Annotated in this window: 38 protein-coding genes and 1 pseudogene; 6 read left to right on the forward strand and 33 right to left on the reverse strand. The window is 70.5% G+C overall.

What is annotated here, in order from left to right; translation table 11 throughout:
* Positions 1 to 83 precede the first annotated feature (83 nt).
* From C1N81_RS00110 to C1N81_RS00160, 11 genes and pseudogenes are all read right to left on the reverse strand, one after another.
* Entirely contained in the window at positions 84 to 566 is a 483-nt protein-coding gene (locus C1N81_RS00110; RefSeq protein WP_394425445.1) for a hypothetical protein, read from the reverse strand.
* Positions 567 to 742: 176 nt separating this feature from the next.
* Positions 743 to 1498, reverse strand: a complete 756-nt coding sequence (locus tag C1N81_RS00115; protein ID WP_394425447.1) for a hypothetical protein — start codon at positions 1496 to 1498, stop codon at positions 743 to 745.
* Between the two features lie 242 nt (positions 1499 to 1740).
* Positions 1741 to 3016 (reverse strand): annotated as a pseudogene (locus tag C1N81_RS00120) (PBSX family phage terminase large subunit).
* A complete protein-coding gene (locus C1N81_RS00125) occupies positions 3003 to 3278 on the reverse strand; it encodes a hypothetical protein (RefSeq protein WP_394425449.1) in 276 nt (91 codons plus the stop codon). Before C1N81_RS00125 ends, C1N81_RS00120 begins: the two are co-directional and overlap by 14 nt.
* A gap of 410 nt (positions 3279 to 3688) precedes the next feature.
* Positions 3689 to 4027 (reverse strand): hypothetical protein, encoded by a 339-nt coding sequence (locus tag C1N81_RS00130; RefSeq protein ID WP_394425451.1) that lies wholly within the window; start codon positions 4025 to 4027, stop codon positions 3689 to 3691.
* 205 nt (positions 4028 to 4232) lie between these two features.
* Positions 4233 to 4463 carry a hypothetical protein gene (locus tag C1N81_RS00135; protein ID WP_394425453.1) on the reverse strand — a complete coding sequence of 77 codons (231 nt, stop codon included), beginning with the start codon at positions 4461 to 4463 and terminating at the stop codon, positions 4233 to 4235.
* A complete protein-coding gene (locus tag C1N81_RS00140; RefSeq protein WP_394425455.1) occupies positions 4460 to 4741 on the reverse strand; it encodes a hypothetical protein in 282 nt (93 codons plus the stop codon). Before C1N81_RS00140 ends, C1N81_RS00135 begins: the two co-directional genes overlap by 4 nt.
* Before the next feature lie 83 nt (positions 4742 to 4824).
* A complete protein-coding gene (locus C1N81_RS00145; protein WP_394425456.1) occupies positions 4825 to 4989 on the reverse strand; it encodes a hypothetical protein in 165 nt (54 codons plus the stop codon).
* A gap of 37 nt (positions 4990 to 5026) precedes the next feature.
* Positions 5027 to 5209: a hypothetical protein gene (locus C1N81_RS00150; protein ID WP_394425458.1), complete on the reverse strand. Its 183-nt coding sequence runs from the start codon at positions 5207 to 5209 to the stop codon at positions 5027 to 5029.
* Between the two features lie 169 nt (positions 5210 to 5378).
* Positions 5379 to 5900, reverse strand: coding sequence for a hypothetical protein (locus tag C1N81_RS00155; protein WP_394425459.1), 522 nt, complete (start codon positions 5898 to 5900; stop codon positions 5379 to 5381).
* Between the two features lie 261 nt (positions 5901 to 6161).
* On the reverse strand, positions 6162 to 7013 hold the full coding sequence (locus tag C1N81_RS00160) for a hypothetical protein (RefSeq protein ID WP_394425461.1): 852 nt from the start codon (positions 7011 to 7013) through the stop codon (positions 6162 to 6164).
* Positions 7014 to 7043: 30 nt separating this feature from the next.
* Here C1N81_RS00160 and C1N81_RS00165 point away from each other — a divergent pair, with 30 nt between their 5' ends.
* Complete coding sequence (locus tag C1N81_RS00165) at positions 7044 to 7190, forward strand: hypothetical protein (RefSeq protein ID WP_394425462.1); 147 nt, start codon at positions 7044 to 7046, stop codon at positions 7188 to 7190.
* Between the two features lie 37 nt (positions 7191 to 7227).
* Here C1N81_RS00165 and C1N81_RS00170 read toward each other — a convergent pair whose 3' ends face one another.
* From C1N81_RS00170 to C1N81_RS00185, 4 genes are all read right to left on the reverse strand, one after another.
* Complete coding sequence (locus C1N81_RS00170) at positions 7228 to 8400, reverse strand: hypothetical protein (RefSeq protein WP_394425464.1); 1173 nt, start codon at positions 8398 to 8400, stop codon at positions 7228 to 7230.
* A gap of 253 nt (positions 8401 to 8653) precedes the next feature.
* Complete coding sequence (locus C1N81_RS00175) at positions 8654 to 8821, reverse strand: hypothetical protein (protein WP_394425466.1); 168 nt, start codon at positions 8819 to 8821, stop codon at positions 8654 to 8656.
* The gene (locus C1N81_RS00180) at positions 8821 to 9099 is read right to left on the reverse strand and encodes a hypothetical protein (protein WP_394425467.1); all 279 of its coding nucleotides are present in this window, start codon (positions 9097 to 9099) and stop codon (positions 8821 to 8823) included. Before C1N81_RS00180 ends, C1N81_RS00175 begins: the two co-directional genes overlap by 1 nt.
* A 376-nt stretch (positions 9100 to 9475) precedes the next feature.
* A complete protein-coding gene (locus tag C1N81_RS00185; protein WP_394425469.1) occupies positions 9476 to 9847 on the reverse strand; it encodes a hypothetical protein in 372 nt (123 codons plus the stop codon).
* A 390-nt stretch (positions 9848 to 10237) separates the two neighbouring features.
* On the opposite strand from C1N81_RS00185, the gene C1N81_RS00190 reads away from it, so the two are divergent.
* From C1N81_RS00190 to C1N81_RS00205, 4 genes are all read left to right on the forward strand, one after another.
* Entirely contained in the window at positions 10238 to 10432 is a 195-nt protein-coding gene (locus C1N81_RS00190; RefSeq protein WP_394425470.1) for a hypothetical protein, read from the forward strand.
* An 88-nt stretch (positions 10433 to 10520) separates the two neighbouring features.
* Entirely contained in the window at positions 10521 to 10661 is a 141-nt protein-coding gene (locus C1N81_RS00195) for a hypothetical protein (protein WP_394425472.1), read from the forward strand.
* Positions 10662 to 11641: 980 nt separating this feature from the next.
* The gene (locus tag C1N81_RS00200; RefSeq protein ID WP_394425473.1) at positions 11642 to 11962 is read left to right on the forward strand and encodes a DUF6233 domain-containing protein; all 321 of its coding nucleotides are present in this window, start codon (positions 11642 to 11644) and stop codon (positions 11960 to 11962) included.
* Between the two features lie 207 nt (positions 11963 to 12169).
* The gene (locus tag C1N81_RS00205) at positions 12170 to 12382 is read left to right on the forward strand and encodes a hypothetical protein (protein ID WP_394425475.1); all 213 of its coding nucleotides are present in this window, start codon (positions 12170 to 12172) and stop codon (positions 12380 to 12382) included.
* Positions 12383 to 12395: 13 nt separating this feature from the next.
* Here the strand turns inward: C1N81_RS00205 and C1N81_RS00210 are convergent, their stop codons facing one another.
* The 5 genes from C1N81_RS00210 to C1N81_RS00230 form a co-directional block, all read right to left on the reverse strand.
* Entirely contained in the window at positions 12396 to 12842 is a 447-nt protein-coding gene (locus C1N81_RS00210) for a hypothetical protein (protein ID WP_394425477.1), read from the reverse strand.
* Positions 12843 to 13541: 699 nt separating this feature from the next.
* Complete coding sequence (locus C1N81_RS00215; protein WP_394425478.1) at positions 13542 to 13745, reverse strand: hypothetical protein; 204 nt, start codon at positions 13743 to 13745, stop codon at positions 13542 to 13544.
* 11 nt (positions 13746 to 13756) lie between these two features.
* Positions 13757 to 14158, reverse strand: coding sequence for a hypothetical protein (locus C1N81_RS00220; protein WP_394425480.1), 402 nt, complete (start codon positions 14156 to 14158; stop codon positions 13757 to 13759).
* Positions 14159 to 14418: 260 nt separating this feature from the next.
* Complete coding sequence (locus C1N81_RS00225) at positions 14419 to 14685, reverse strand: hypothetical protein (RefSeq protein ID WP_394425482.1); 267 nt, start codon at positions 14683 to 14685, stop codon at positions 14419 to 14421.
* Positions 14682 to 14837, reverse strand: a complete 156-nt coding sequence (locus C1N81_RS00230; protein ID WP_394425484.1) for a hypothetical protein — start codon at positions 14835 to 14837, stop codon at positions 14682 to 14684. The genes C1N81_RS00225 and C1N81_RS00230 overlap by 4 nt, the downstream gene beginning before the upstream one ends.
* A gap of 167 nt (positions 14838 to 15004) precedes the next feature.
* Between C1N81_RS00230 and C1N81_RS00235 the strand changes: the two genes are divergently transcribed.
* Positions 15005 to 15220 (forward strand): hypothetical protein, encoded by a 216-nt coding sequence (locus C1N81_RS00235; RefSeq protein WP_394425486.1) that lies wholly within the window; start codon positions 15005 to 15007, stop codon positions 15218 to 15220.
* 774 nt (positions 15221 to 15994) lie between these two features.
* On the opposite strand, the gene C1N81_RS00240 is transcribed toward C1N81_RS00235, so the two are convergent.
* The 13 genes from C1N81_RS00240 to C1N81_RS00300 all read right to left on the reverse strand — a co-directional run bounded on the left by C1N81_RS00240 (position 15995) and on the right by C1N81_RS00300 (position 26153).
* Positions 15995 to 16171, reverse strand: a complete 177-nt coding sequence (locus C1N81_RS00240; protein ID WP_394425487.1) for a hypothetical protein — start codon at positions 16169 to 16171, stop codon at positions 15995 to 15997.
* A gap of 133 nt (positions 16172 to 16304) precedes the next feature.
* On the reverse strand, positions 16305 to 16613 hold the full coding sequence (locus C1N81_RS00245) for a hypothetical protein (protein WP_394425489.1): 309 nt from the start codon (positions 16611 to 16613) through the stop codon (positions 16305 to 16307).
* Positions 16613 to 16759, reverse strand: a complete 147-nt coding sequence (locus C1N81_RS00250) for a hypothetical protein (protein ID WP_394425492.1) — start codon at positions 16757 to 16759, stop codon at positions 16613 to 16615. The genes C1N81_RS00245 and C1N81_RS00250 overlap by 1 nt, the downstream gene beginning before the upstream one ends.
* 92 nt (positions 16760 to 16851) lie before the next feature.
* A complete protein-coding gene (locus C1N81_RS00255) occupies positions 16852 to 17703 on the reverse strand; it encodes a hypothetical protein (RefSeq protein ID WP_394425494.1) in 852 nt (283 codons plus the stop codon).
* The gene (locus C1N81_RS00260; RefSeq protein WP_394425496.1) at positions 17696 to 18256 is read right to left on the reverse strand and encodes a hypothetical protein; all 561 of its coding nucleotides are present in this window, start codon (positions 18254 to 18256) and stop codon (positions 17696 to 17698) included. Before C1N81_RS00260 ends, C1N81_RS00255 begins: the two co-directional genes overlap by 8 nt.
* A complete protein-coding gene (locus tag C1N81_RS00265) occupies positions 18253 to 18534 on the reverse strand; it encodes a hypothetical protein (protein WP_394425497.1) in 282 nt (93 codons plus the stop codon). Before C1N81_RS00265 ends, C1N81_RS00260 begins: the two co-directional genes overlap by 4 nt.
* A gap of 256 nt (positions 18535 to 18790) precedes the next feature.
* A complete protein-coding gene (locus C1N81_RS00270) occupies positions 18791 to 20548 on the reverse strand; it encodes a DNA cytosine methyltransferase (RefSeq protein WP_394425499.1) in 1758 nt (585 codons plus the stop codon).
* Complete coding sequence (locus tag C1N81_RS00275) at positions 20548 to 21018, reverse strand: RusA family crossover junction endodeoxyribonuclease (protein ID WP_394425502.1); 471 nt, start codon at positions 21016 to 21018, stop codon at positions 20548 to 20550. The genes C1N81_RS00270 and C1N81_RS00275 overlap by 1 nt, the downstream gene beginning before the upstream one ends.
* The gene (locus C1N81_RS00280; protein ID WP_394425504.1) at positions 21015 to 21359 is read right to left on the reverse strand and encodes a hypothetical protein; all 345 of its coding nucleotides are present in this window, start codon (positions 21357 to 21359) and stop codon (positions 21015 to 21017) included. The genes C1N81_RS00275 and C1N81_RS00280 overlap by 4 nt, the downstream gene beginning before the upstream one ends.
* A 226-nt stretch (positions 21360 to 21585) precedes the next feature.
* The gene (locus C1N81_RS00285; protein ID WP_394425506.1) at positions 21586 to 24129 is read right to left on the reverse strand and encodes a phage/plasmid primase, P4 family; all 2544 of its coding nucleotides are present in this window, start codon (positions 24127 to 24129) and stop codon (positions 21586 to 21588) included.
* Positions 24130 to 24237: 108 nt separating this feature from the next.
* A complete protein-coding gene (locus C1N81_RS00290) occupies positions 24238 to 25047 on the reverse strand; it encodes a DUF2303 family protein (RefSeq protein ID WP_394425508.1) in 810 nt (269 codons plus the stop codon).
* 2 nt (positions 25048 to 25049) lie between these two features.
* Positions 25050 to 25403: a hypothetical protein gene (locus tag C1N81_RS00295; protein WP_394425510.1), complete on the reverse strand. Its 354-nt coding sequence runs from the start codon at positions 25401 to 25403 to the stop codon at positions 25050 to 25052.
* 96 nt (positions 25404 to 25499) lie between these two features.
* The gene (locus tag C1N81_RS00300) at positions 25500 to 26153 is read right to left on the reverse strand and encodes a hypothetical protein (RefSeq protein WP_394425512.1); all 654 of its coding nucleotides are present in this window, start codon (positions 26151 to 26153) and stop codon (positions 25500 to 25502) included.
* Positions 26154 to 26156 lie beyond the last annotated feature (3 nt).

A 26156-nucleotide genomic window follows, 5' to 3' on the forward strand; every position in this document is an offset into this window, starting at 1 on the left:
CCTGGATCGCCCCGGCCGAGTTGGCCTGGAGTGCGGCGATGACGTCCTCGATCGCGGTCTGAAGGTGGCCGACCGCGAGAGCTTCAGCTGGACCCAGATAGGGCTGTCGATGCCTTCGACGAGCGCCTGCTGGACTCGCTCCAGGAGGACGCCCTGCGCGGCTTCGTACAGGTCCGCGATGGCGGTGGCGAGATCCTCGGCCATGGCCGGTGAGACGGGCACGGTGCGTACCCCTTACGGCATGGCTCGGACTGGAACGGATCCTCGACGGTCCGCCCGGACTCGGCGTTGATGCGGGCGACCTCGGCCGCCACCATGGCCTCGTCCCACTCGGGGTGGCCCATGCGGACGAGAGTGTCGGTAGACGCTGCCTGCGCCCGGCGCAGCACGTCCGCCGTGTTGGCCAGGCTGAGCGGGTCCTCCTGGACGGAATCCTCGAACTCGACCGTCGGCCGCTGCGGTCGGATGCCGCCGCCGAACACGTACGCGTCGACCGCGAGGAGCGCCTCGACAGCGTGCGCGAGCGCCGGGCGCCACCGCAGGATCTTCCGGCCACGCGTCGTCATGCTGCGGCGTTCCTTGGCCACGGTCTCCGTCGCGGTGACGGCGATGTCCCGCCGAGCCCGAACGTCTGCCCGCTGTACCCGGCCGAGCGGAGGATCTGGTTCACGAGATCTTCGGCCGTGTCCCGGTGCTCCTGCACCGGATCTGGAACTGCGCCACCGTGAGCTGAAGGCCGGTGTCACCGCGGGCCAGCATCTCCAGGCCCGCGTAGGCCTCCGGTCCGGGTTCCATGCGGCGCCGCGTCCGGGCCGCTCGACTGGAGGTAGGCGTTCGGGACGAGGATGCGGCCCTTGCCGAGGCGGATGTCCCGCATCCACGACGAGTACGTCTCGTCGAGCGCGTCCATGAGCGGCTCGACACCGTCAAGGTCGGAGCGGCCGAGGTCGGCGAGGCGGGGCTTGCACCGCCAGCGGCGGGACACCTGATTCGGGATGTACGAGACGTCGAGCCCTTGGTACCCGGTCTTGATCGCACCCTCGTCGGAGACGATCGACGCGTACCCCTCGGTGGCTTCGCTGTCTTCCAGCGGCACCGGCCGGCCGAGCTTTTCCCGCGTCCCTTGGTACAGGCCGTGGAGGATGGCGCCGGGCTCGTGCCGTTCCAGGTGGCGCCACACCTGCCCGTCTTCCTCGCGCACGACGCGCCAGAAGGTGACGGCGGACAGGCGGCCCCACGTGAACTCGGGGACGGCCCTGTCGGCGTGCTCGGCGACGAGCCACGGCCGGTCTGCGATCTCGATGTCGTAGACGGGCCGCAGGTACACGCCGCCGAGCGCGGCGCCGACCTCGGCCGCGGTCTGGAGGGTGGCGAGCATCCCGTCATCGGTGAGGAGGTCGAGCCGGGTCTGTGTCGTGTCGTCGTCAACGGTGAGCTTGGGCGGCTCGGAGAACAGGAGGTCGGCGCTTCCGCCGCACAGGTCGCCTGCGATCGGCACGTGCATCTTGGTGCGGCGCTCGCCGGGGCCGGTCGGAGTGCCCCACACCAGCGGGCGAGCCTGCCGACGACGCCGCCGAGTACTGCATGCGTTTCGGGTCGGGGCCGCCGCCGGTGCTGCCGCCGTAGAGGGTCTCCAGCCGGTCGGGGTCGCCGGACCACCAGGAGTCCCAGGTGTGCATGGCGTCGAGGGCGGGTTGAGGTGTGGGGGCGGCCAGGCGATGTCCCCCGTGGGCAGCGGCATCAGGCAGCCACCTCCAATCGCGTCGGTAGATAGGGGCGCCACAGGGCCTCGGTCGTACGGACGCCGTAGCGCAGCGCGTCACAGGAGTGGTCGTCCTGCTTGATCGGCTTGTCGTCGCCCTTCTCAGCGGCGTCGTCGTCCCAGGAGTAACCGGGGATCTCCTCGATCAGCCCGGCGGCCGAGGGATGGATCCGCAGCCGGTCGCCGCGAAGAGCGAGCTGACTGTACGGATCCCGTCGACGACCGCGTTGTCCGCGGCCGTCACACCACTCACGCCGTCGCGGTGCAGCTGCTCGATGTACGACGCCGCCGACGGGTCGACGATCGTCCACTCCGGCTGCACCCCGAGCACGTTCGTCTGCGGCTGCGCTACCGACGCCAGCCAGCGGCGCCGGGCCGCGCTGTACTCGGTGTCGGTCATCTTCCGCCGCTCAACCCGCGAGTCCCACCGGTACTCCGACACCACGTACAGCCGTTGGTCCGAGCCGAGCCCGATCAGCAGGTCGGCGTACGGGTTCGTCGTGCCGTAGTCGATCGCGTCGCACAGCCAGCGGTCGATCCTCGGCAGCTCGGTGACGACGTGCCTGGCGGGGTCGAAGCTTTCGTAGATCGCACCCTCGGCCTGCACCCAGTGCCCGAGGATGTTCCGCCGGTAGAACAGACCGGTGTACGTGGTCTTCAGGAAGGCCACATACTCCGCGTCGAGGTACGGATTGTCGTCCAGCGTGAACTGCCAACTCCGCAGCCCGGTCTCGGCTGGCCGCTTCAGGTACTCCTTGCGGAACCAGTGCGCTGGGTTGTCCGGGTTGGTCGTCGTGAAGATCCGTGCACCCTTGACGGAGCACCGCGCAACGAGCTGGTCGAAGAACAGCTTCGGAAGCGTGGTCGCCTCGTCCACGTAGGCCCCGGCACAGGTCATGCCGCGTACCTTCGGCTCGGCCTTCGCGTCGTTGGCGCCGAGGACGTGGACGATCCGCCCCATGATGTAGGCGATCGGTGCGCCCGGGTTGTACGAGACCTGCTTCGCGAGCGGGCCGAAGATCTCCGGGTTGGTCAGCGGCTGGATGACGTTGCGGTACAGCGAGTCGCGGGTGCGGCCACCATCACCAGCTCGCCGCCGGTCGGCGCTTCGGCCACGAAGGCGAGCCAGCAGATCAGCGAGGCGATCGTCTTCCCGGAACGAACACTGCCTTCCCAGGCGTTGATGCGCGCCTCTGCCTCGACGACAGAGATGATCTGCTTCCGGGACAGCGGCAGCGCATCAAGGAGACTCACCCGCCTCCTCGCTGGCGGCCTCCTCGCTGGTGGCCTCGTCGTACGCCGCCTTCAGCCCTGCCATCAGCTGGCCGAGCATGGAGCGAGCGTCTCCGGCCCCGTTGTCGTCGCTCGGTGGGATGAGCTTCAGGGACTTCTCGATGGCCACGTTCGCGGCGGCCATGAGGTTGCGCTTGTCGGCGGACGGCGCCTCATCGAAGTGCTTCTCGCGGTAGACGTTGTCCTTCCCACCGAAGCTGAAGGCGACGGTGGGCGCCCACATCTGCTCTCGTGAGCCGCTCGGCGTCGCCCTGAAGGGCCTCAGCGAGGACGGCCCGGCGGGCGGCGAGTTGAGCGACGCGGTGCCGGGTGGCGTCCTCGGTCATGGTGACGTCGAACTCCAGGCCCTCCTCGGCACAGATAAGGGACACGGTGCGCTGCGACCGCTGAGTGGCTCGGGCGATCTCGTTGCGGCCGAGGCCTTCCCCGTGGAGGCGGATGATCTCGGCGCGTTCCTCGTCACCGACGAGGCCCCCTTGGAGACCTTCGGCTTCGTCATCGGGGCCTCCTCAGGACATGCAAAAGCCCGGCCGCATCGGCGTACGGCCGGGCTCGAATCTGCGGGTCAGACCTCGCAGAACTTCAGGTTCTTCAGGGCCTCGTTGATCTGCTTGCCCTGTGCCTCTGTCGTCGTCACGTCCTTGTACGTGAAGCGCTGCGACGCCGTCCAGTCCTGTCGCTTGCCCCGCCGTTGATCGCGCTGCACTGGTTCACGGCCGCATCGACGGCCTTGTCCTCGTACTTCACGATGTCCGGGTTGACCGCGCTGAGGGCCTTCAGCAGGTTGGTGCGCTTCGCCCCGGTCGGGTCCTGCGGCATGCCGGCGGCCTTCCGAGCGGAACTCCAGTCGGGTGACGGAGCCTTGGTAGCCGTCTCTTTGGGCTTGGCGTCGACGGTGTTGTCGCTCGTGCAGGCGGTGAGCGTAAGGGCCGCAGCGGCGAGCAGAACGGCGATGGCGTGGCGATGACGCATGGTCCCCCCAAGGACTTGAGCTGAGGGGCATCATCGGTGATGTGTGAGGGAAGGGTGTGCTCCTGTGGCCAACCTGTGACGGTTGCTGTTTTCGGGCACGCCAAATCTGCGGCCCAGTGTGGGGCATGATCAGCCGGAACGTCAAGCAAGGTTGAGGTTCACGCGCGGACGGCGTGCCACTCCCCGTCTTCGCTCAAGAGCATCGTCACCCGCAGCGCCCGCATAGGCCGTGGGCCCGGGTGTCACCGAAGTCCGTTGTCTCCACAGGGTCGTGCTCGAAGCAGGTGCCGGCGCGGCGCAGGGCGATAGTGAGCGCGGCCGCCGTCCCGGGCTCGGGCGCGATGCCGAGGAGGTCGTGCTCGAGAACGGCGATCCGTACGCGGTCCGCGCGCGGGCGGACGGGCACGGAGGCTGAGCCTCGCGGCCAGAGCTTCATGCGTCAGTCCTCTCCAACGAAGCCGGCCCCGCCGCACCGGGGGGTGTGCAACGGGGCCGGGTACCGAATGCTACTGGCGGCCCAAGGGCGCGGGGCGTCCCGTGCTGCTCGCGCATGACGGTGTTCGACTTCTCGGCGTACTCGGCGCGCTGCTCGGGGGTCCAGTCGCTCACGTTCTTCGGCAGCTTGTCCACCGTGGCGGACAGGGCCTGCTCCGAAGGGGTACGGGGGCGGGTCTCCGTCTCGGACGTGGTCTGGCCGCGGTTCCAAAATGCCATGATGGCGGTCCTGTCTCGTGTTCGGGATGGGGAACCGGGGCGGTCGGTCAGCTGCCAGGCGGGCGACCGCCCCGGGATGCGCGTCAGGCGGTCTCGGGCGGTGTGCCCTGGCTCATCTCGGTCAGGTTCTCCTCGAACGTGCCGGGCCCTTCGAGGAGGGCGTGCATGGTGATCTCGGCGGCGCCTTCGGGATTGCCTGCTTCAACGGCGGCCTTGGCGGCGGCGCGCTGGTCATCGAGGAACGACATGTGGACTCCTGTTCTGTAGACGGTGGGCGGGTGGCGGTCAGTCCTGCGGGCCGAAGGGGACGGTCATCGAGGCCTCGGTCATGTCCCGCAGCTCGGTGCCGTCGGTCTGCCGGGTCTCGAAACGGGCGATCGCCTCGCGCCGCAGGCGGTCGGTCTCGGCTCGGTCGCCGCGCTGCCGGGCGGCGATGTAGTCCCGGACGGATTGGTGCTCGGTCTCCATGGCGGACCCCTTCCAGTCGTGCCAGAGCACCCGTGTGTGCTCCGGCTTCTCCTTGCTCGGCAGAGTCGTGAACGTGTTGTTGCTGTTGTTGTTGGCGGTCTGACCTGCGGCAACAACGGCGAGATCTTCGGGGCCGGGACGAGAGCGGGGTGGATGGCGTCGCCGCCCTTCACGCCGGTCGACGTGCCCCGGCCCTGCATCCGCACCGCCTCGACGGGGACCTGGTGCTTGTCCAACTCCTCCGGACGCGCTCCGGGGTGGTGCCGATGTCGGCAGCGAGAGCGGCCAGATGGGCGTGCGGTGTGCCGATCCGCGCGAGGGCGATCCGGAGGTCGGACAGGATCGGCCGGGGCGGGTCGGCGGGGGCTGCCCCGGCGGCGGGCTCGGCCTTCTCCTGGGCGCCGTCGGCGGCGGGCTGCTCGCCGTCCTTCTCCTCGGCCTTGGCCTCCGGTTCGGCCTCCGGTTCGGCCTGCGATTCGGCTGGCTCCGGGGGGATGGCCGGGCGCTTCGGCTTCCAGTCCTTGGCTCCGGCTCGGTAGGCGGAGACGATCCACCAGGCGGCCGCGGCCCACAGCAGCCAGGGCGTCTCGGCGTCCTCGATCCGGCGATACAGGCCGCCGCCGACAGCGGTGGCGATCTTCCGGACGATGAACGCAGCGGCGAGGAGCAGCGCGGCGCGCACCCCCACCACTCGAAGCCGCTCCCCTTGGCCAGCCAGTCGCGGCCGCCCTTCCAGATGCGGCGCGCGCGGTGCACGGTCCAGGTGGTGAGGTAGGTGGCGCGGCGGCCGGATCCGGTGGAGATGCGGCGGACGGCTGTGCGCAGCCACTGCACCGTGGTGGGGGCTGCTTTCATGTCAGCTTCCCCTCGGCGATGCTGCCGATCGCCCAGGCGCCGAACCCGTTGACGCCGGTCACGATCTGTTCGGCGATCATGGCGGCGGTGCCGGTGCTCACGCAGAGCAGGACGCCGACGAGGACGCCCTTCCACCACTTGCCGCGGACCGCTTTCGCGATGGTCTTGCGCAGGATCCACAGGGAGACGGCCAGGGCGGCGACGACGATGGCGCCGTACCCGTCGATGCGGGGGGCGGCGGCGGTGCGAGGGTCTGGCTGGGGACACCGGTCGTCCAGCGCATGGCCATGTCGCCGACGGAGTTGCCGCCCCAGCGCAGGAACTGGGCGAGGGTGCCGAGGATTCCGGCGGGGCAGGCGATCATCAGGATGCCGCAGAAGATCCCGAAGCCGAGCGGGATCAGGGCCTTGGGGTCCTTGGCGCCGCCGCCTCCGCCAGCTGCGGGCGGGCCGCCGGCGGGCGCTTTGGCGCCGCCCTTGTGCCAGCGCCAGAGCTCGGTGCCGAGGAGGGCCAGGCCGAGGGCGAACCCGGCGGTGGAGATGGTCATGGTCGTGTACTGGCTGGCTGCGGCCAGGGTGACGGTGTTCATGCGGGTTTCACTCCGGTGAGGATCTGGACGGCGGTGGCGACCGGCAGGGCGAGGCCGGTGCCGATGACGGCGGCCCAGGGCGAGGCGCGCGGCGGCGGCGCGCAGCTTCGGGGGCCACAGGTCGGGGTCGGCGCCCGCGGCCTCGACGCGGCGGACGTTGTCGATGAAGCCGAGGACGACGAGCGGGATCAGGGCCATGACCCAGGCCCCGGCGAGGGTGCCCTCCTCGCGCACCTTGGTGAGCAGCGCGGCCCATGGTCCGGCGACGGTGAGGGACAGGACGGCGAGCGCAATGTTGTAGCCGATGCGGACGCGCTGCCACCAGCGCGGAAGGGGCTCCGGATCCGGTACGGCAGCCATCCGCCCTGGTCAACGGTCACGGTGACGTGGATGTCGACGGGCACGGGGGGCGGCGGTCCGGACGGTCCGGACCCGACGCTCCACCAGTCCGGCCCCGCCGGGGGAAAGGCCGGCGGCGCGGGAGGAGCGGGCGGTGGTGGCGAGGCGGGGGCGGGCAGCGGGGTGCCCGCTTTGTAGACGCCGGTCGGGGTGATCGGGCGGCGGGACGGTGTGCTCACCAGGCCACCCCCGTGCAGGCAAGGGCCAGGGCTGCGGTGCCAGCCCAGGCGGTGGCGATCCAGATGCGGCCGTCGTCGTACGCGTGGAGGGCCTCGGCGATTGCGGCGAGGGCGACGGCCAGGCCGAGCGGCGGGCAGAGGATCATCGCGGCGATGAGGCTGGCGGGCAGGACCAGGGTGACGCCGAGCCCCGCGGCGATGGCGAGCGGCCAGCCGCGTCCGCGTAGGAGCCATGCGGTGGCGACGCCGGGCGCGAGTCCGGCCAGGCAGATAGCGGCGAGCAGCAACATGACGGCGGCTTTCAGGTCAGGAGGTTGGCGAGCCAGTGCAGGGCGGCGAGGAGGAAAGCGAAGGCGCCGACGGCGGCGGCCCCGGACACGGCGAGCAGCTGCGCGGGGTGGCTCGGGCGCCAGGCGATGACGGCGAGGGCGAGGCCCGCGCCGACGATCGCGAGGCAGACGAGGGCGAGCAGGAGGCCGCCGACGGCAACCATTAGGCGCCCACGCGGAGCGCGCGGAGGTAGCGCTCGACGGTCTCCGGGAGGCCGCCTTACCGGTGGCCTTGCCGACGTAGCGGGCGACGGAATCCTTGTCGCGGAATCCGCTGTCCCATGCCGTCCGGACGGCGTCCTTCAAGGTCGGAGCGCCGGGGTTGATCGGCAGGACGTTGGGGTCCGGATCGTCCGCGTCGTCGTCCGGACGGTCCGGATCGACGGATCCGGCGTCCGCTTCGAGGGCGCGGCGCTCGGCGTTGCGCAGTGCGCGGGCCCGGTTGACGCGTCGGTCCACGGGGATCCGGGACAACTCGGCGGCGGCCTCGCTGAGTTCCTGCTCCAGGAACGCGGCGGTGCGCTTGTCGAGGGGGACCTGGAAGGCGAGGAGGATCGTCCACGTGCCCTTGGCCAGGCCGGAGACGACGGCGCCGACCATGCCGGTGGCCGCGTCTCCAGCGAGCCAGCCGTGCGCTCCGACCGCGCCCATGGCGACGAGGAGTGCGGCGTATCCGCCGTAGCGGGCCGCGCGGGCGCGGGCCGGGGTGTAGCGGGCCAGCCACTCAATGATCATGAGGGCGATCCAGGCGAGGTCGAAGACGGCGGCGGCCCCGTACGCGGCCGGCTCGATGACGACGCGTGAGAGGAGGTCGCCGATAGAGACGGTGGACCACACCACGCAAGCGAGGACGAGGGCGGTGACGATGACCGTGACCGTGTTGAGCGCGATCTGGTCCCAGTCGCGCGGGGGGCGGCACCTCGATGATCTCGTCGTCGGGGACCATGCGGGTCTTGCCGTCGACGGTGTGTGGGACGAGGCGCGCCCGGGTGATGCGGCGGGTCTTCACGGTGCTCCTCCGGGAGCGGAGAGGGCCGGGCCCCGGTGGCGGGGGCAGGGCGCGGGGCCCGGCCGGTCGGTGGTGGGGCGTGAGCTAGCCGAAGCGGCGGCGGTGCTGCTGCTCCCACTTCTCGGCTTTGCGGTCGGCGTCGCGGGCCTCGCTCGTCTTGGCCCGGCGGAAGCGACCGGCATCACCGGTGACGCTGACACCGGCGGCGGGGTAGGTGCGCGTCGTCTGCTCGCGGCGAGGGAAGAGGCGCATCAGGCGTCCCTCCTCGCCCACTTGACGACGGCGTCGCCGCGCTGGATGGTCACGGTCGCCGCGTTGTCCTCGGAGCGGACGTGGTAGCCGGACGCTCCGCTGGCCAGGGCGCGGAGGGTCTGCCCCGCCTCGATCTGGACGTGTCCGCCGCAGACGGGGTGGGGGTGGGGGTCCTCGCGCCAGGTGGTGCCGCCGTCGTCGCTGAGGACGGCGGTGTACTGGTCGGCCTCGTCGATGCCGGTGACGAGGGGGTGCTGCCAGGGGTCGAAGGCGTCCATCAGGCACCGACCTTCCGGGCGACAAAGGTGACGCCGGGGATGATCCAGGCGCCGCACTTGCCGCACACCCACTTGCCGCCCTGCCAACTCATGGGCTTTCCGCAGCAGGTCATCGGGGCTGCTCCCCTCCGGCGATCTCCCGCAGGCGGGTGGCGTACTCGGAGTGCGGGGCGCCGTCCGGGGTGGGCAGGAGGTCGAGCCAGTCGCTCGTGAGGCCGTACGCCCGTCCGTAGCCGCGGATGACGTAGATGGCGGCCGGCCGTTGGGCTGGGTGTCGAGGCGGTCGGCCAGGCGGTGCAGGGCGGCGGCGACGCCTTGGGGGTGGGGGCGCGGCGGACGGACGGGGGCGGCGGCTTGGTGCGCTCGTGTTCGGCGCTCATGCGATCAGCTCGGCGTTCGGGACGGCCTGCATGATCGGGAGGTCGAGGCCGCCGTTGTCGGCGTGCCAGTCGGTGACGACCTGGACGTCGCCGATGCCGGGCACCGGGATGGTGAGGGTGATCTCGGTGGCGGGCCACGTGGCCTGCCCGTTGCTGGTGGTGCGGGTGACGAGCTGGGTGGTGACGGTCCCGCCGGCGCGGACGTAGATGCTGTTCAGCTCGTGCTGGTCCCAGGCGGTGATGAAGTGGAGGGTCTCGCCGAGGTGCTCGTCCGGCGTCCAGCCGGGGCGGAAGCCGAGGGCGCGGGCGACGAGGGCGCTCCTGCCGGAGGCTTCGCGGTTGGTCATGAGGCCGATACCGTGGTCCACGGACCTGCTCCTTCTCGCGTTGTGGGTGGGTCCGCCCCGGCCCAATGGAGGTGCAACTCCGGGCCGGGGCTTCCTTGTTGGTGCAGTGCCAGACTGGCAGGAACCTCTTTACAACGTCAAGGGGTTCGGGAAGGATGTTGCCGTGCCCAAGAGCCCTGACACAGAGGGGAGCCCGCGCTTGATGACCACCACCGAGATCGGGCAGAGCACGGGGTCACGCGACAGACGGTGCACGCGCACCGAAAGCGCGGAGCCTTCCCGAAGCCCGTCGAGGGCGAGGGCAGCACGCGGCCCCGATTCCGAGCTGATGAGGTGGCCGCGTTCTTCGCGGCGAACCCGCCGAGCCCGGGTAAGCGCACGGACCTGGCCTCACGAGACGAAGGAACGTCCATGAACGTTACGGAGCTACGCCCATCCGATAGCGATGACGCGGACTTCACCAAGGGGGAGCGACTCGCGAACGTGCTGTCGTTTCAGACGGGGATCGCGGCACAGAAGATCGGCCTCTCCGCGGAGCAGGCTCGGCAGGCAGCGGAGGCGGTCGTGCAGGCTGTACATGAAGTGTCCGCCGATTGGGAGGCGTAGCCGCACACGAACGAGCCCCCGCCCATCAAGGCCGGGGGCTTCGCCGTGCCCGTCATCCCTCGCGTCACGTCGTGCTTAAGATCCGCTCGTGGACCTACCAGAATCTCTGATCGAATTGCAGCGGACGGCCGACGACGAGGGACGCAAGATCGAACACCTCGACAACGGAGAACGCGAGCAGCAGCGAAGCATCTGGTTCGATGCCGCCGCCCGCGCCACAAGGCCGTGACCGAGTACGCCACGGCCGAGGGCCTCAACCGGTACGAGGTGGAGAAGGCGCTCCGGCAACTCGTCCGGCATCCGCCGCAAGTTGAGGAGTAGGCGCAGTTGTCAGCAGAGGTCGGCGGCGCGCCGGTGCGATGCTGCGGCCGCGCGATGGGTCGCGGCGACCGGTGATGTAGCTCGGCCATCCTCGCGTGCAGAGCAGTGTCGCGTGCTCTGCCCATGTTCTCGTGACGTTGCGCTCTGGCCTCGCTGTAGGCCCCGTGCTCCTCGGCCTGTTCCGCGCGTTGTGCGAGGGTCGTGCGGGGCTCAGTCATATTCCGACGGTACGCGTCATTGCGGGGCCGCACAGGAGGGCCTCGGCGGGGCAGTGAGGTGCGCCCTGCGCCGTACTCCCTGGTGTTGGAGGTCTGATCCACGGCGTGCCCGTAGTGGTGATCACCCTCGTCGGGGTCGGCGGCCGGCTGTCAGCTCACTCGGCTTCCGCGGCCGGAGGAGTGGGCCACTCCTGGAGGGCCACTCCTGCCCGCCGTGCCACTCGGTGAGGGTGACGCGGGCGCCTGGGTTGTCCTCGTGCTCGGTGGCGAGCCCGGTCGCCTTGCGTTCAGCGGTGTCTGGGTCGTCCCACCAGCCGTCGAGGACAGGCTTGCCGTCGATGGTGAGGGTGACGTGGTAGCGGCCGGGGCGGGGTCACACTCATCAGGATTGTCCCGCGGCCGTGAGTAGGTGTTCGCGACATAGGTCGAGCCAGCGGGGTTCGTCGTCGAGGGTGACGATCCGGGTGGCGATCGCTGGTTCTCCGCATGCGGAGCAGGGTGCAGGTGTGGGTGGGGCGAGGCGTGCGCGGCTCATCAAGGATGGCGGCCGGGCGGAGGGGGCCGGGTCTAGGTGGGCGGGGTCGAGGCCGAGGCGGGCGAGCGGGTCGTCCATGCCGGGTCTCCTGGGGCTCGCGTGCTCGGGGTGAACTCCGAGCATAGAATCGAACGTGTGTCCGATCCAGTTAACCGCCTCGACCTGCTGCGGTTCCTGCGGCGCGTTCAGGAGCGGGACCTGGCGCGCACCGAGCGGTGGATCGCGGACGAGGAACGCCGCGAGCAGGAACGGGCCCGCGGCGCAGCGGCCAGGCCGCCTGAACCAGAGTGGCTCATCGAGCGCGGCCTCCAGGGCCGCCACTCCGTGTACGTGCACGTCGGCGGCTGCCACATGGCGGGCAAGCGCTCGCGGAGGGCGGAGCAGGATGAGGCGCGGCGCGCGCTCGCGCGAACGGTACGGACGCCTGCCCGCACTGCCGACCGGACACGGCGCTAGGTGTCCTGGACTAGCGGCGGCGAGCCATCGCAACGAGCACCACGGCGAATGCTGCGATGACGACGAGCCAGCCCCACAGCGGCATGTCCCTGTAGCCCAGCCCTGCGAACACGGCGATGATCACGACACCCTCCCTGCAGTCATGGCCCAGGTGCCCGGGTGAATGATCGACATGCCGGGAGTGATCGTGCGTCGCACCCTGGAGGTGTGGCAACCGCTCCGATAGTCGTGCACCCGCCGTCCCCGTCGGGCGGCCGGCGTGTCACCGCGCGCGACCAGATCCTCGGCCTCGCGCATTCCGATCGTGATGTCGTCGAGTTCCTGCGCAGGGCCGGGCTCCCGGACGCCGAGCGGATCCTCGACGACCCATCGTGGGTGACGTGGCGTGGAGGCCGGGCTCACCAGTACGAAGCGGCGTAACGGCGGTTGCGCCTCAGCGCTCGGGCACATCCCATGTACCGGGGCGCTCGCGCAGTTCCAAGAACTCCATCGGCATGCCCATCTCCTCGGCATAAATGCGGGCCGCATTTGGTGGGAATCCCCACCCCTTCATGAGCACCTCGCCCGTGCGCGTATCCACAATTTCCCGGAACTCCGCAGCCCCTCCGAGCACTACCCCGTGGCTACGGCGCTCGTAGCCGAACTGCGAACTTACTACCGCAATCCTGTCCATGCAGGACTGCTGGAAGTCAGAGTCCGGCGAGTCGGTCCCGTCGTGGAACTCGGCTTGGACCCATCCCTTCGTCTCCTCCTCGACACCTGCGACTGCTGGAGCTGTGGGCTGCGCTGCTATCGAGGCATCGGCGAGGGCTTCTAGAAGTTCAGCGCGCCGGTCGTACGGGCCTGAAAGGTTGATCGTGAATGTGCCTTTGACCGTCATGGTTGCGAAGGGTATCGAGGTCCACTGACAAGGAGAGAGTCATCCGCGTGTGTGAGCACCTGCCGAGGCTGTCCCTTGCCGCCTGACTGGAGGTGCGGTGCTCCCGTCATCGTCGAGGGCAAGCCGAGCATGCGCCATGAAACGGCCGAGTGCCTCGCTGAGGGCAGCGGTCACAGACAAGCTTCGTTCCACCCGGTCTTCCTGATCATCGTTGCGAAATGCGTAGCTCACGTCTACGACTGCGGCTGCCTCGCATGCCTCACGGGCGCATGCCAGTAGCAAGGCGACTTGCTCTGCCACTTCAGCGGGTCCCTCCACGGCGACACGAGCGCAGAGGTCCGCTAGCGTGTCGAGCTCTTCCGGGTCTGGATATTCCTCGGGTCGTTCATCCGGGAACGAACGGCTGTGATTGAACGCGTCAAGACGTCTGCCCATCCTCTGAACGTGCGCGACGACATCGGCGTACGCCTTACTGCGAGGCTCGCGGCGTTCTCGTAGGTGCTCGAATCGGAGTTGCCGATTCGACTGGCGTTCCTGTGAGGCCGTTGACCACCACGATGTGAGGACCGCCGCTCCGCCCGTTCCGATCGCTCCTACTGCGGCCCCGAGTACCGCCGCCAGACCTGCATCCATGGGTGCATTCTGGCCGACGGACTCGTGGCACGCCGAGGCTTCGGAGATCATCGGCGCTGGAGACTTCTAAGCGGCAAGGAGACCGCCCTCCGTCCAGATCCGCCCGCACCCTCCGCAGCGAGCGACCGGCGGCTTGCCCTCACCGCCGTGCATCTCGATCTCTCCACCGCACTCGTGCCGCTGCGCCAGCGTCCGCCGCTGCGCCGCAATGTCGAGGGCCCGCTCGATCCGGTCGGCGGCCCCGGCCGCGACCACGCCGATCTGCTCCACCTCGCGCACCGTCAGCTTCCGGAACGGGCCCGGACGGTCTCGACCGGGCCAGGAGCCACAGCGCCGTGTACGGGACGGGGCGGCGGGTGCCAGACCACGCCAGCGTCGGCGGGTCCAGCGCGTCCCGCGGGCGACCGCGTTGCGGCGGCCCGATCGGCGGTCGGCCATGCCGCGGGGGCGGGCCGAATGGGCTGGCGCTGCACGGAGTCGGCGATCTGGTCGGCGGTGGTGTGGAGCGCGGCCTCGACGGCGCGCATGGTGTCGGCGATGAACAGCCGGATCGGCACGGGCCGCTGGCCGAGCTGCCCGGGGTCACGTTCCTCTCCGACCGGGTGGGCGTGGCCGGGGTCGAGGTCGCCACAGTGGACGCAGCGGTAGCCGGTGGTGCGGCCGGCCTCGTCGCGGATGGTCACGAGGAGCTGCGCGTGGGGCTCGTTGTCTGCCTCGTCGAGGGCGGCGAGGTAGCCGCGGAGGCCGAGGCCGAACGCGCCGGCGATGGCGGGCTGGCCGAGGGCGTCGCGGAGGTCGCCCCAGTGGAGGGCGATTGTGCGGAGGTGCTGGCGGTGGTGGCAGTGGTGTTCATCGTGCGCTCCTGTGGTGCGTGGGGCTGTACGGTGATCTCACCGGTAGGGGCGTCCTGGTTGGGGAGACTGAGGGACGCCCCTTCGTGCTGTCAGTGCCGTCTCGGCGGGCCGTACGTGGACTGCCAGGCGGGCCGGTCCGGGCGCGGGCTGACCGGGTTGCCGTTCTGGTCGATGACGCGCGGCCGGGCGGCGTCGGCGCGCGCGCTCATCGCGTAGTGCAGGGCGTCGAGGGAGTCGTGGCGTCGCCATTCCTCGTCGGTGAAGTCGGGCCCGGTGGGGTGGTGGACCTCGAAGGAGAGGAAGCCGGTGAGGTCGTGCCATTTGCCGTCGTCGCCCATGAACTGCACGCGGGTCATCGGTTCCTCGCGATCTCGCAGCGTCCGGTCTCGGTGTGCTGCTCGGAGCACTCGGGCCCGCAGCGCGCCGCCAGCTCGGCCGTGTGCGCGGCGATCCCGGCGTACTTCTGCTCGGCGGTGTGGCCGTCCCACTGCGCGCGCGGGTCGTCCACGGTGACGTGCTCGACGTCGGCGAAGAGCAGCGCGTCACGAGGGCTGATGTGCCACGAGGCCTGTCGGCCGCCGATGCGGAGGTAGGCGATCCACCAGCCGGCTCGGGAAGGTCGAGCGCGGGCGCGATGACGGCACCGTCGGTCATGGCGGCGAGGAGGGCGATGAGGTGGGCGCGCTCGCGGTACGCGCCGTCGCGCTCCTGCCCGGCGGCGTACCGCGCTTCTCCCGCAGCCTTCAACTCTCGCTCGCGCCGCTCAGCGAGGGCCCGCCAGTCGACGGGCGCGGCCTGCTCCTGCTGAACGTCCATGGGTTCTTCTTGGTCTGGTCGGCGGTCTGCGGCGTGAGTTGGGCGTCGAACCGGGCCAGCTCGGCGGCGGAGTAGAAGGCGCGGTTGCGGATGAACGCGAATGCGGCGTCGTAGGCGGCCGGCGGGGCTCGGCTTCGGTCGCTTCGGTAGCTGCCGGGCTGGGCTCGAACCCGGCTCCACGACGGCATACAGCTCCTCGGCGCGGATGAGCCCGCGACGGAGCAGCGAGGCCGCATTCTGTGCGCTGTTCAGGCGGTACGTGAGGGCCTCGCAAAGGTTCTCGCTGCGGGTGAGCTGGACGCGGGCGGCGGTGAGTTCCGCCTCGGCCCGCTCGGCGCGCTGCAACAGCCGGTGTCCCAAGAGTTCGGATGCGGACAGCTTGCGGGCGGTCTCGTCGAGCTGCTGCTCGGTCGCTGCCGGGCCGGGCCCGTCGATGGCCCGGAGCGTAGGGCACTGGTCGTACGGCACGGGCGCGCTGTCGGTGCAATTCGTGGAGGTGGCGAGGTCCGAACAGGCCCCGCAGATCCGCTGGCCCCTGTAGATCCAAGTCTTGTGCAGGGCACGCACCCGCTCGATGGCGTCCTCGGCGCGCTGCCCGTTCGCCAGGTGCCGGTTGAGTGCGTCGACGAGCGGGCGGCCGAGCTGCGCCCTGAGGATCGTGTGGAGGTCGGGGAGTTCGGTCATTTCTTCCTCCGTGCTGCGCGCTGCATGGCGCGCCGTGTGGCCGGTTGGGCGGGGCCGGGTCGGTGGCGGTGTCGTCGACGTGCTGCTCGGTGCGGACGAGGTGCTGCTCCCACGTGGCCCCGGGGCGGGGCGTGTGCTCGCCCCGGGGCGTGCTGCTCGGGCCGGTCACGAGGTGTGGCTCCTCGTGCGGGTCGGGCAGTCGGTGGTGTGCGCGGCGCCGGCGGTGTGCTCGGCGGCGCGGCAGCACGGGGTGACGGCGAGCACCTCGGCGCGGGCAGCGCGGCGGGCGCGGGCCTGGTCGTCGAGGACCGCCCGGTGTCGGGTCCACTCGCAGGCCGGCACCAGCCGAGGGCGACGGCGACGGGAACGACGAGGGCGGCCCACCAGGGCGCGCTGGTGGTGGCGAGGTACGCGGCGGCGGCGCTGGTGAGGACGGCGGCCGTGGTGAGGGCGAGGGCGGGGCGAAGGTGCGGTGTCATCTGGGCTCCGTTCGCGGGTAGTTGCGCGTCATGGGCTGGATCCGGTGGTCGGCGATGGTGCTCGGGCTTGCGCTGGTGTGGGGCGTGCTCGTGTGGGTGGTTGCGCGCTGGGTGTTCCAGGCGGGTGATCCGTCTGGGATGGGGTTCGTGGCGGGCGGGGTGCTGATCGGTCCGCTGTTGGGCCAGCGGATTCGTGAGCGGCGCCTGCGGAGGCGGTAGAGGGCGCGCCCTGCCCACCGGATGGTGAGCAGGAGCGCGGAGGCGACGGGCCAGACGAGCAGCGCGACGCCGAGGGTGGCGGCCACTACGTCTCGTCGGCCGGGCTCTCGGTGGTCACGTGCTGCATCAGCCGGTGCTCCCACGACGGCTGCTGCTCGCGGCGCGCGGCGAGCCGCTGCAACGAGGTGCGCTTGTCGGCCCACTTCGTGGCGACCCGGGCGGGCGCTGCCACGGCTGGCCCGGGGCGGGGCGGGACTGGATGAAGTAGCGGACGTCGACGATGCGGGGTTCGGTGTCGGACACGGTGTCTCCAGGTGGTGGGTGTTACGCGGCTTCGTCGTATTCGGCGGCGGGCTCCTCGGCGGTGCGCCGGCGTCGGGCGGGCCAGGCGCCGGTCGCCGCGGTGGTGAGGAGGACGACGGCGAGGACGAGGACGACGGCGCCGAGGCCGGTCGTCATGGCGACGGTGAGGATGGCGCGGCCGATGACGGTGGGAAGGGCGGTGGCGAAGTCGACGATCAAGCTCCTCGAACTCCTTGCAGACGAGGTTGTCGGTGCTGTCGGGGTCGCAGACGTCGCAGAGGAGGCGGCCGCTGACGGTGACGTGTTCGCCGCGGGTGTGGCCGCAGGTGCAGACGGCGCGCGGGTTCTCGGGCTCGGCCCGCTGCTCCTGTGCGGGCGGCCGGTGGGCGATCTCGGCCGCGCGGGCGAGCCCGACCGGGCCGGGCGTCCAGGACGTCTTGGGCTCGTCCTGCTGCTCCGGGGTGTGTTCGGCCTCGACGGCGTACGTGGTCGACCGGCGGACGAGCCGGTACTCCCGGCTGCGCTGCCGCATTCGCCCCCAGCGGCATGGACGGTCTCGTGGAAGTCGCTGCGCGCTTCCTCGCGGTCCGGCCACGGGGCGCCGTACGGCCTCCATGGGCCGTCGTTCCAGCGGGTCTCGACGACCCACTGGGTCTCGGCGGGGCGTGGCGGGTTGGCGAGTGCGAGGGCGTCGGCGGGGAGGACGTGGCGGCCGACGTACACGGCGACTGCGAGGGTGAGTTCGTTGGCCAGCCGGTCGGTGCCGCCGGGGCCGAGGCGTACGGGGGTGGTGGCGATCTTGTCGGCGATGAGGGCGCGGAGCTGGCCGAGTTCGACGAGGAGGTCGGTGTTGGTGCGCGAGGTGTCAGCCACGGTCGGCCTCCTCGGCGGCGTCGGCGGCCTGCCGCAGCACCGTGACGATCCGCTCGACGGACCAGCCGTCCTCGAAGTAGGCGTTGTGGATGAAGGTGGTGGTCTCGCGCAGCACGGTGTGGCGACGGACGGTCACGGGGAGGACTGCCATCACAGCGTCGGCCTCACGCAGGCAAGCGGCACGGTGGAGCTTGGCGGCGAACTTGAAGGACGGCACCCCGTCGGACTCGGCGATGGCGGCAGCAATGCGGTCGCGGAGGTTGTCAGCGGAGGGCGCGGACGGTGCGGCGGGCTGCCCGACCGTCAGCCGGGGCAACAGCCACCTGGCCGCCTTCCGGTAGTCCTCCTGCACATTCCCGGGCAGGCGGCCGAGCTGCTCCCAGGTCGGGTGATCGGTGCCGTGCACGTAGACGTCGGCGGCGCAGAGCATGCGCGCCCACACCTCGATGGCTGCGGTGGGGTCGGTGGTCATGGTCGTCTCCGGGGTCGGTGTGATGGACTTGCGGGGCCGGCCGCTCCTGGCTCCAACAGGAGCGGCCGTGCTGCTGCTCACGTGATCGGGATGCCGTCGCGGCGCTCCACGACCCAGCCGTCCCCGTCGCCGCGCTCCTCGCTGAACGGCGGCCGGTAGCGCAGCCGGTACGTCTGGTGCTCCTCGGCGGGGTCGAGGGCGACGACCTTGTTGGTGCCGAGCTGGCGAGCCAGGGTGAGCAGGGGGTCGGCGCCCCAGGCGGTGAGGCGGTTGAGGGCGTCGGCGAGGTCCTGCCAGTGGGCCTGCTCGATCGCGTCGTACATGCGGGTGACGGTCTCGTCGTCGGGGCGGTCGGTCATGGTGCTCCTTGGTTGGCAGGGCGTTTTGGTGGTGTGGGCTGTGCGCGCGAGGGCCGGGTTAACCGGATGCGCGCGTGGTCAGGCGGCGTCGTGGGGTGCGTCGTCTGCGGTGGGTGGGTGGCTGCCGGTGGCGGGGTCGCAACGTCCCGCGTGGTCGGCTGCCGGGTCGGTCGCGGTGAACTCGGCGACGTCGTCGCGGCCTTCGACGCGTTTGTGGGCGCCGCATTGGCCGCACAGGTAGTCGGCGACAGGGGTTTCACCTCGGTCGAGGCCGCGGATGTGGAGGCCTGGCCGGATTCCGGTGATGAGGACCGGGCCGGTCATGCCGCGGCCTGTGCGTGCTCGTGCCGGGTGATCTCCTCGCCTGTGATCGCCTCGACGAGGGCGCAGACCAGGACCTCGGCGGCGTTCGGGGTGACGGCGTTGCCGTACTGGCGGACCTTCTCCCGCTTGTTCCGAGGACGATGTAGTCGTCGGCGAAGCTCATGGCGCGGCCGATCTCGTGCGGCTCGAGCATTCGGAAAAGCACGTCGTCGATGTTGATGTCGCCCTTGACGAGGGCGTACCGGTCGCGGGTCGTCAGCGCGCCGATCGGCTCGTTCACCGAACGGGGTGCCCCGTTGCCGTAGTACGGGACCAGCATGTGCTCCCACGTGAGGAGTGACTGGTGGCCGGCTGTCGTCATCGTGCGGAACGGCTCGGCCGGGGAGGTGCAGTGCTCGCCCCCGTCGCCCTTGCTGCCGTTGTTCCGCATCACCATCGCCGCCGGGGTCACCAGCCCGTGGTGGTTCCCGGACGCGGTCACCGTGGCCAGGGACTCGGTGACTGATCGGGCGATGCTGCCGCCGCCGCGGAGCTCTGCGATGAACGGCAACCATGCGAGCCCGGTCTCGTTCCGTGTCGTCATCGTGCGCAGCGGTCCGTTCGCCGACGCGGCATCCTTGCCGTCGCGGCCCTCGACCGGGATCATCAGCGGCGGCACCATCAGGGCGTCGTTCTCGCGGGTCGTCCGCGCGGGCATCGGCTCGTCGACGCTGACTGCGGCGTCGCGCCAGGTGCCGCCGGCGGGCACCATCATCGGGACCGGGCGGGCGAACTTCTTCAGCCCCGCCTCGATGCGTCGCAGTGTCTTCTCCGCGAGCGGCTTGGCCCGGTCCCCGATCCGCTGTCCCGGAATCGACCAGTCGATGGCCGCCGCCGCGGGCAGGGCTTCCGGCTCGACGATCTGGTTCCGGCATCTCGCGTGCGGGCACCGGTAGACGTACTGCTGCCGGTAGCGGCCCATGTCCCGCTTCGGGTCCTTGAACACCTGCATCGCCTGCACGTACTCGTCGCAGCCCGAGCACCAGGCTCGCGGCCGCAGCCACTTGTCCCAGTCCGGGGTACGCCCCAGCGACTCGTGCCAGTACCCGACGTACAGCCGGTCCCTGGACTGCGGCGCCTGGTGTACTGCCCGCGGGTTCGCGTGCATCGAGTTCAGCGCGATGATCCGCGTCCGGTAGCCCAGCTTGTGAATCTCACCGATCCACCGGTCCCACTGATCCCAGGCTCTGACGTCAACGACGTTCTCGACGATGCCCGCCTTGACCAGGCCACCGCGCTCGATGACGCCGCGCAGGTACAGCGGGACCTCTTCCATCAGCGCGCGGGATTCCTCCTCTGCGGTCGGCTCGTTCTCCTCCTCGTCAAGGCTGGCGAGAAGGTCGAGGAGGCTGCCCTGCATGGCGCTGTGGAAGTCCCGCTTCTTGCCCTTGGCCACGGACCAGTTGGTGCACTCCGGGGACGCCCAGAAGATGTCTGTCACCGGCCAGTCCCAGACAGGCGCCTTACGGATGTCGCCCTGGTAGTGGCTGGTCGTGGGGAAGTTCTCGGCGTGCGACTCGATGGCCAGCTTCCAATGGTTCGCCGCGCGGGTAACCCGGACTCCGGGGACGGCGTGCACGCCTTGCGAGGAGCCTCCGGCGCCGCAGAACCAGTCCATGACGGTGAGCGCATCGTTGTCGTGTCGGGGCATCACGCGTTCACCGCCGTCGCGGGCTGGTGCGCGGCCCACTGGAACGCGGCGTGGGTGGCCGGGGTGATCTCTTGGATGACGAGGGTGAGTTGGCCGCCTTTGACGATGGGGCCGATGCGCATGTCGGGTCCGACGACGTGGGTGTGGTCGTCGTCCTCGAGGACGCCCGCGTCCACGAGCCCGTCGACGGCGGCCTTGAAGGACGGGTAGAAGTTCGCGGGGTCGATGCGCCTGCGGGATCCGGGGTGGAGGACGCCGAGGATGTAGGCCTGTTGGAGGACGGGGTGGGGGTTGGCCGCGGCGAGCGCTGCTCGCATGTGCTCGTTCTCCGAGCAGGCGGTGTGGGCGGCTGAGCGGATCTCGTGGGTGAGGTCGGCGCGGACTCGGTGGTGTACGCGCTGGTTCGCGTTGAGGAGTTTCAGCCCTCGCGGCAGCGTGAGGGTGAAGGTGCGGGTGGCCGTGGTGGTCACAGGAGGACTCCTTGTACGGGGCGGGGCGGGCAGCGGTGGTCGGCGATGACGGGGTGTTTGGCGGGTCCGGCGCGGATGTGGAACTGGTCGCGCCAGGTGATGCGTTGGGCTCCGAGGGCGCTGGTGGTGAGGTGCCAGGTGAGTCGTCCGTCGAGGCGGGCGAGGAGTTCGCCGAGCGGGTCCAGCGGGGTGGGGTCGGCGGTCACGTCGAGTGCGGCGACGCGGCCGACGCGGGCGCGGAGTACGGGTGAGTGACAGCGCGGGCAGGTGCCTTCGCGGGTACGGTCACTGCTTTGATCGATGCGGTCTGCGAGCCATTTCGGCTGGTCAGGCGTGTTCATGAGCGGCTGCTCTTGGTGGGCCTGTGGCGCAGGCAGTGACAGCAGTGACCGATCAGGGGGTTTCTGGCATTGAACGTCTTGCGTGCGCACGGGGCTGGAACTAGGGATTTACGGTCACTGCGGTCACTGGCCGCACGAAGTCGCTGGTCATGGATGGTTTTTGGCAGTGACCGTAGGGGTGTGGGTACGGTCACTGGGCTGTCACTGCGGTCACTGATTGCGGTGATCATTCGTCGTCCTCCTCGTCGTCCCCGGGGCGGGTGAGGAGAGCGACTCCGACGTAGAAGCGGCGCCCGTTGGAGCGGATCTGCTCGACGTTGAAGCGGGTGCGGAGTTCGCGGCCGAAGACCTGAGGCTTGAGCGGGGTCTCGCCTTCGGCGCGGCACCAGTCGTCGTAAGCGCTGCGGAGCTTGGAGGTGTTGATGGTGACGTGGGTGCCGCCGCCGAGGTGGCAGCAGTCGCTCATGAACCGTGCGAGGGAGTCCTCCTCCTCCGCGTAGGTCTCGGTGAACGCCATGACTGCGGCCGGCTCGCGGAGCCCTGCGGCGAATACGTCGACGGCTCCGTTGACGATCCAGGCGAGGATCCCAGGGCCTTCCTCGTCGGCGAGGATGCGAGCGAGGCCCTCGATCTTTCGCTCGGGCGGGACGCTGCGGGTGAACGGGATGAGGCGTAGCCGCCGCCAGAAGCTGTCGCCTCCGGCCTTCACCGCGGGGAGGTGGTTGCCCATGAGCCACAGGTGGTGGGTGGGCTCGAAGGTGAAGTGGTCCTGCCGCATGAAGCGCGCGGTGAGCGCGTCGCCTCCGGTGAGGAGCTTCATCTTCGCCTCGTCGAAGCGGGCGTCCTGGTTGACCTCGGAGACGACGACGAGGCGCAGGCCCTGGAGCCGGGCGACTTCGGTCTCGTGCTGCTGCTGGCCGGCCATGAGGAAGGTGTTGGGCGCGCTGGCCGCGTAGTCGCCGAGGAGGATGCGCAGCACGTCGAGGAACACGGACTTGCCGTTGCCGCCGGGCCCGTTGAGGAAGGGGAGGACGTGGAATCGGGTGTCTCCGGAGGCGGAGTATCCGGCGAGGCGCTGCACGAAGACCGCGATGTCGGAGTCTTCGCCGAAGGTGTCGGTGAGGAATTGCGTCCAGCGTGGGGTGGGGAGTTCGAACTCGGGGGCGACGCTGGTGGTGCGGGTGTGCATGGCTGCCGGGTCGGACGGGCTGATCTTCCCGGTGGTGAGGTCGACGACGCCGGCCGGGGTGTTGAGGTGCAGGGGGTGCGCGTCAAGGGTGTCGACGAGGGCGACGGTGCGCGGGTCGGTCTGCGCCATGCCGATCATGGCGCTGATGCCCGCGTGGGAGAGGCTGCGTGCCCGGTGCTTGGCCTCGCCTTCCCCGTTGGGGAGGGCGCGTGCGATGGTGCGGGCCATCTCGCGGATCTCGCCCGCGTCGTCCCACGCCCACCGGTGCCCGTCCCAGCGCAGCCACTTCCCGCGCTGGGGGACGTAGCGGATCTCCTGCTCGTGCTTGTCGACGAGGCGGAGGGCGTTTCCGTCGTCGGTGCGCGTGTAGGTGTTCGGGGTGTCGGGCTCACTGGCCGGGTGCTGTACGACGTTGAGTGCTGCCGTTCCGTCCACAGGGTGTGGGGTCGGGTTGGGGACAGCGGAGAGGTGACGGACCGGCTCGGGCGCGGGCTGGCCGAACTTCCGTCGACGTAGGGCACTCGCCGCGGCGGAGTGGTCGCCTCCGTGGTTGAGCAGCGCGTAGGCGCCGAACTTCGTGTACGGCTTCTCCGGGGTGAACTCGGTGCTGGTGGTGAAGACGTAGAGCCGGTCGCGGTCCATGGCCCGGCCTGTGGTGGCTGAGGGTTCGCGGCCGGTTTTTCCGGGGCGCTGCCAGTACGAGGTCTGCCCGGAGACGAACATCAGCTTCCACCCGTGGGGCTGGAGGATGTCCGCCCACGAGGTCTTCTGCTCGAAGTCGTCCCCCGGGCTGACCCCTCCGGGGGCCATGTCGCCGCTGCTCCCGGAGAAGAGGAACGCGGCCGCGTCGTCGAGGGGCTCGAGACTCGGGGCCCCGGGGAGCGGGGTGTGGGTCTCGGGCGGTTCGTCTGCGGGCACCGCGTCGACCATGCGGCAGATCGCGTGCACGGCCTGGTGCTCGTCCGCGCTGAGTACGGGCATGGACTCCGGGCCCCCGGAGAGCAGCTCGTACGGCTTCCCGCTGGGGTGGACAGTGCCGTGGCTGGGTGCGGTGACGACGAAGCCGCCTTCGCCGCGGGTTTCGATCCACCCGCGGAGGATCTTCTTGTGGGGGTGGCGCTCCTTCAGGGCTTTCTCGTCGTCGGTGTACTCGTCTTCGCGGGCGAGCCGGGAGGCGAGCTTGGTGTTCCCGGGGACGGGGGTCCCGTCGAGGCGGTAGTGGAAGTGGAGTCCGCCGCTGGGGCTGCGCTCGAGCCATCCGGTGGCGATGCGCTGCCAGAGGTCTCCGAGGCCGGAGCCGAGGAAGATCTCGGCGAGCCGGTTGAGGATGCCCTCGTCGACGGCGCGGCCTTCGAGTTCGAGCATCTCCAGGTTCCCGGAGACGGCGCCGCAGATGATGCCCACCCCGGGGTGCCCGTGGGCAAAGGTGGTGCGGAGCTGCGCTTCGGTGGCGCGTTCGGTTTGGGCAGCCTGCCAGGACCCCTGGGGGCGTTTGCTTCCGTCGGCGCGGACTGCGACGACGGAGCAGCCGGCCGCGTGCAGCGTGAGTGCTGCGGCGAGGGTGTCCGTGGTGGCTCTCAATGTTGCTCCTTGATCGTGTGCCGCCGTGCGGTGAAGCAGAGAGGGGGAGGCCCGCGCCGTGGCGTTGCACCAGGGCCGCCGGCGTGGATACCGGGGCGGGCGGGGGTGCTACGCGGGGGTGCCGTTGAGAATCGGCGTGTCGATGTCCGTGTTGATCGCGGCGAGGACGTCGGCGAACGCGGCCTTGGCGCGCTCCTCGGGCTGCTCGAGCTTGTAGCCGAGGAGGAGGGTGCCGCGGTCGATGCGGTACTTGAACCGGGCGGTCATCCGGTAGGCGTCGGCGCCCTCGAACGGGGGGACGGCGATGGTGAAGACCTCGGGGATCGCGATGTCACCCTTGCTGCCCGCGGACGCCTTGGTGTCCTCGGTGTAGGCGAGCTTCCGCTCACCGGACTGGAGTCGGCTGCTGCTCTGGAACTCCGCTTTCGTCGTTGCCCTGATCGACTGCGCGATCTCGAGCATGGTCGCGGCGTCCGGGGTGTCCAGGTACGGGAGCTGGTCCTCCAGGAAGTTCGCGAAGGTGTCCTGGTCGAGGAGCTTCCCGTCGTGGCGGAGCCAGTCGGCCCATGCCTTCGTCTGCCGCAGCGCGAGGTGGAGGCGGTGGCCGCCGAACCGCGGGGTGTTGTCGGTGTGCGCGTCGAGGACCGCGGTGACGGACAGCTTCTCGACGTCGGCGTACACCTCGGTGTTCGCGTCGTGGTGCTTCCCGTAGTAGGTGAGGAAGCTGTCGCTGTCGCGGACGGTGGTGGTGCCGGTCTTCCGCTCCAGGCGGCCGGTGTACTCGGGCCCGGTGAGGTCGACGCGCTCGACGAGCCCGTGGGCGGTGGCGACGAGGTAGATGTTGCCCGGCTCGACCTTCTGCGGGGCGAGGGCCTGCTGCGCGAGGGTCGCGACGGTGGTGGTGTCGTTGGTGGTCACGGTCAGATGTCCTTGATCTCGGTGGTGGTGGGCAGGTCGCGGACGTCGAAGGCCTGCGTCTGCCTCGGGTCGTTGCGGGTGGCGTGACCGGCGTCGTCGACGAAGTAGATGGACGGGGGCGCGGTCGCCTTCGGGGCCTTGAGGACGCTGTCGATGGAGATCGCGACGGGGGCGCCGTCCATGCCGCCCTTGGGGGGCTCGACGGTGACGGTGAGGGTGAGCGTCCCCTTCTTCCCGTGCTCCTGGACGGCGGCGAGCAGCTCGTGGAACTCGTTGCTGGCCTGCTCGTGGGCCTCGCCGCGGGAGTGCTGGACGAAGAACGCGGCGAACTCCGCGGGCTGTGCTGCTGTGCTCATGTGCTGGTCCTTCTGTTGGGGGTTGGCCCGCCCGCGGGCGCGGCTTCTCAGGGGAAGCGGCGCGCGCCCGCGGGCGGTGCTCGGTGGGGTGGTGGGCTAAAACTGCGGGACGTCAGCCGCCGCGACCGGCGCGGGCGCCTGGCCCGCCGCGGCCGCCTGCTGCTGCTGGAGGAGCGCCGCCGTGGCCGGGTTGGCCATCGCGGCCTGCAACTGCTCCGGGGTGAGCCCGGGGACCTGCGCGACCTGCGCGACCGGCGCGGGCTGCGGTGCCGCAGCGGCCGGCGTGCTCGGGTCCGGCGTGTGCAGTTCATTGGCCGCAGCGGCGACGTACTGCGCGTCGAAGTTCTTCGGCGCGTTGAAGCGGGGGTTGGACTTCTGCCCGTCGCGGGAGTAGGTCACGGTGAGGGTGCCGCCGACCTCCAGGCCGCGGGCTCCGGCGCTGCGGACTGCGGAGGCGACCGCGTTCTTCATCTGGCCCTTGACGTACAGGCGCCGAGTCCCGTCGTCTTCCGGGTTCTCCGGGTCGCGCTCGTTGGTGGCGAGGGTGACGACGAGCTGCATCTGCGGCTTCCCGTCGTCCCAGAACTTCAGCTCGCCGGTGGTGAAGTCGCGCTGCTGCTCGACACTGGGGCGCTCGGTGATCCGCCCGGAGACGGTGGTTCCGAGGGTGGGGAACTTCGCCGAGGGGACGCCTCCGCCCATGAGGAAGTCGTCGGCGCTCGGGGCCTGGTACTGCTGAGGGGTCGTCATTGC

The organism is Streptomyces sp. SGAir0957 (genome assembly GCF_043523415.1).

Bases quoted from the DNA above. Each gene is read 5' to 3' on its own strand.
- C1N81_RS00110 (WP_394425445.1), bottom strand. From the start codon at position 566: ATGACGACGCGTGGCCGGAAGATCCTGCGGTGGCGCCCGGCGCTCGCG.
- C1N81_RS00125 (WP_394425449.1), bottom strand. From the start codon at position 3,278: ATGTGGGCGCCCACCGTCGCCTTCAGCTTCGGTGGGAAGGACAACGTC.
- C1N81_RS00130 (WP_394425451.1), bottom strand. From the start codon at position 4,027: ATGCGTCATCGCCACGCCATCGCCGTTCTGCTCGCCGCTGCGGCCCTT.
- C1N81_RS00135 (WP_394425453.1), bottom strand. From the start codon at position 4,463: ATGAAGCTCTGGCCGCGAGGCTCAGCCTCCGTGCCCGTCCGCCCGCGC.
- C1N81_RS00140 (WP_394425455.1), bottom strand. From the start codon at position 4,741: ATGGCATTTTGGAACCGCGGCCAGACCACGTCCGAGACGGAGACCCGC.
- C1N81_RS00145 (WP_394425456.1), bottom strand. From the start codon at position 4,989: ATGTCGTTCCTCGATGACCAGCGCGCCGCCGCCAAGGCCGCCGTTGAA.
- C1N81_RS00150 (WP_394425458.1), bottom strand. From the start codon at position 5,209: ATGGAGACCGAGCACCAATCCGTCCGGGACTACATCGCCGCCCGGCAG.
- C1N81_RS00160 (WP_394425461.1), bottom strand. From the start codon at position 7,013: ATGGCTGCCGTACCGGATCCGGAGCCCCTTCCGCGCTGGTGGCAGCGC.
- C1N81_RS00165 (WP_394425462.1), top strand. From the start codon at position 7,044: ATGTCGACGGGCACGGGGGGCGGCGGTCCGGACGGTCCGGACCCGACG.
- C1N81_RS00175 (WP_394425466.1), bottom strand. From the start codon at position 8,821: ATGCGCCTCTTCCCTCGCCGCGAGCAGACGACGCGCACCTACCCCGCC.
- C1N81_RS00180 (WP_394425467.1), bottom strand. From the start codon at position 9,099: ATGGACGCCTTCGACCCCTGGCAGCACCCCCTCGTCACCGGCATCGAC.
- C1N81_RS00190 (WP_394425470.1), top strand. From the start codon at position 10,238: ATGAACGTTACGGAGCTACGCCCATCCGATAGCGATGACGCGGACTTC.
- C1N81_RS00210 (WP_394425477.1), bottom strand. From the start codon at position 12,842: ATGACGGTCAAAGGCACATTCACGATCAACCTTTCAGGCCCGTACGAC.
- C1N81_RS00225 (WP_394425482.1), bottom strand. From the start codon at position 14,685: ATGACCCGCGTGCAGTTCATGGGCGACGACGGCAAATGGCACGACCTC.
- C1N81_RS00265 (WP_394425497.1), bottom strand. From the start codon at position 18,534: ATGACCGACCGCCCCGACGACGAGACCGTCACCCGCATGTACGACGCG.
- C1N81_RS00270 (WP_394425499.1), bottom strand. From the start codon at position 20,548: ATGCCCCGACACGACAACGATGCGCTCACCGTCATGGACTGGTTCTGC.
- C1N81_RS00280 (WP_394425504.1), bottom strand. From the start codon at position 21,359: ATGAACACGCCTGACCAGCCGAAATGGCTCGCAGACCGCATCGATCAA.
- C1N81_RS00295 (WP_394425510.1), bottom strand. From the start codon at position 25,403: ATGAGCACAGCAGCACAGCCCGCGGAGTTCGCCGCGTTCTTCGTCCAG.
- C1N81_RS00300 (WP_394425512.1), bottom strand. From the start codon at position 26,153: ATGACGACCCCTCAGCAGTACCAGGCCCCGAGCGCCGACGACTTCCTC.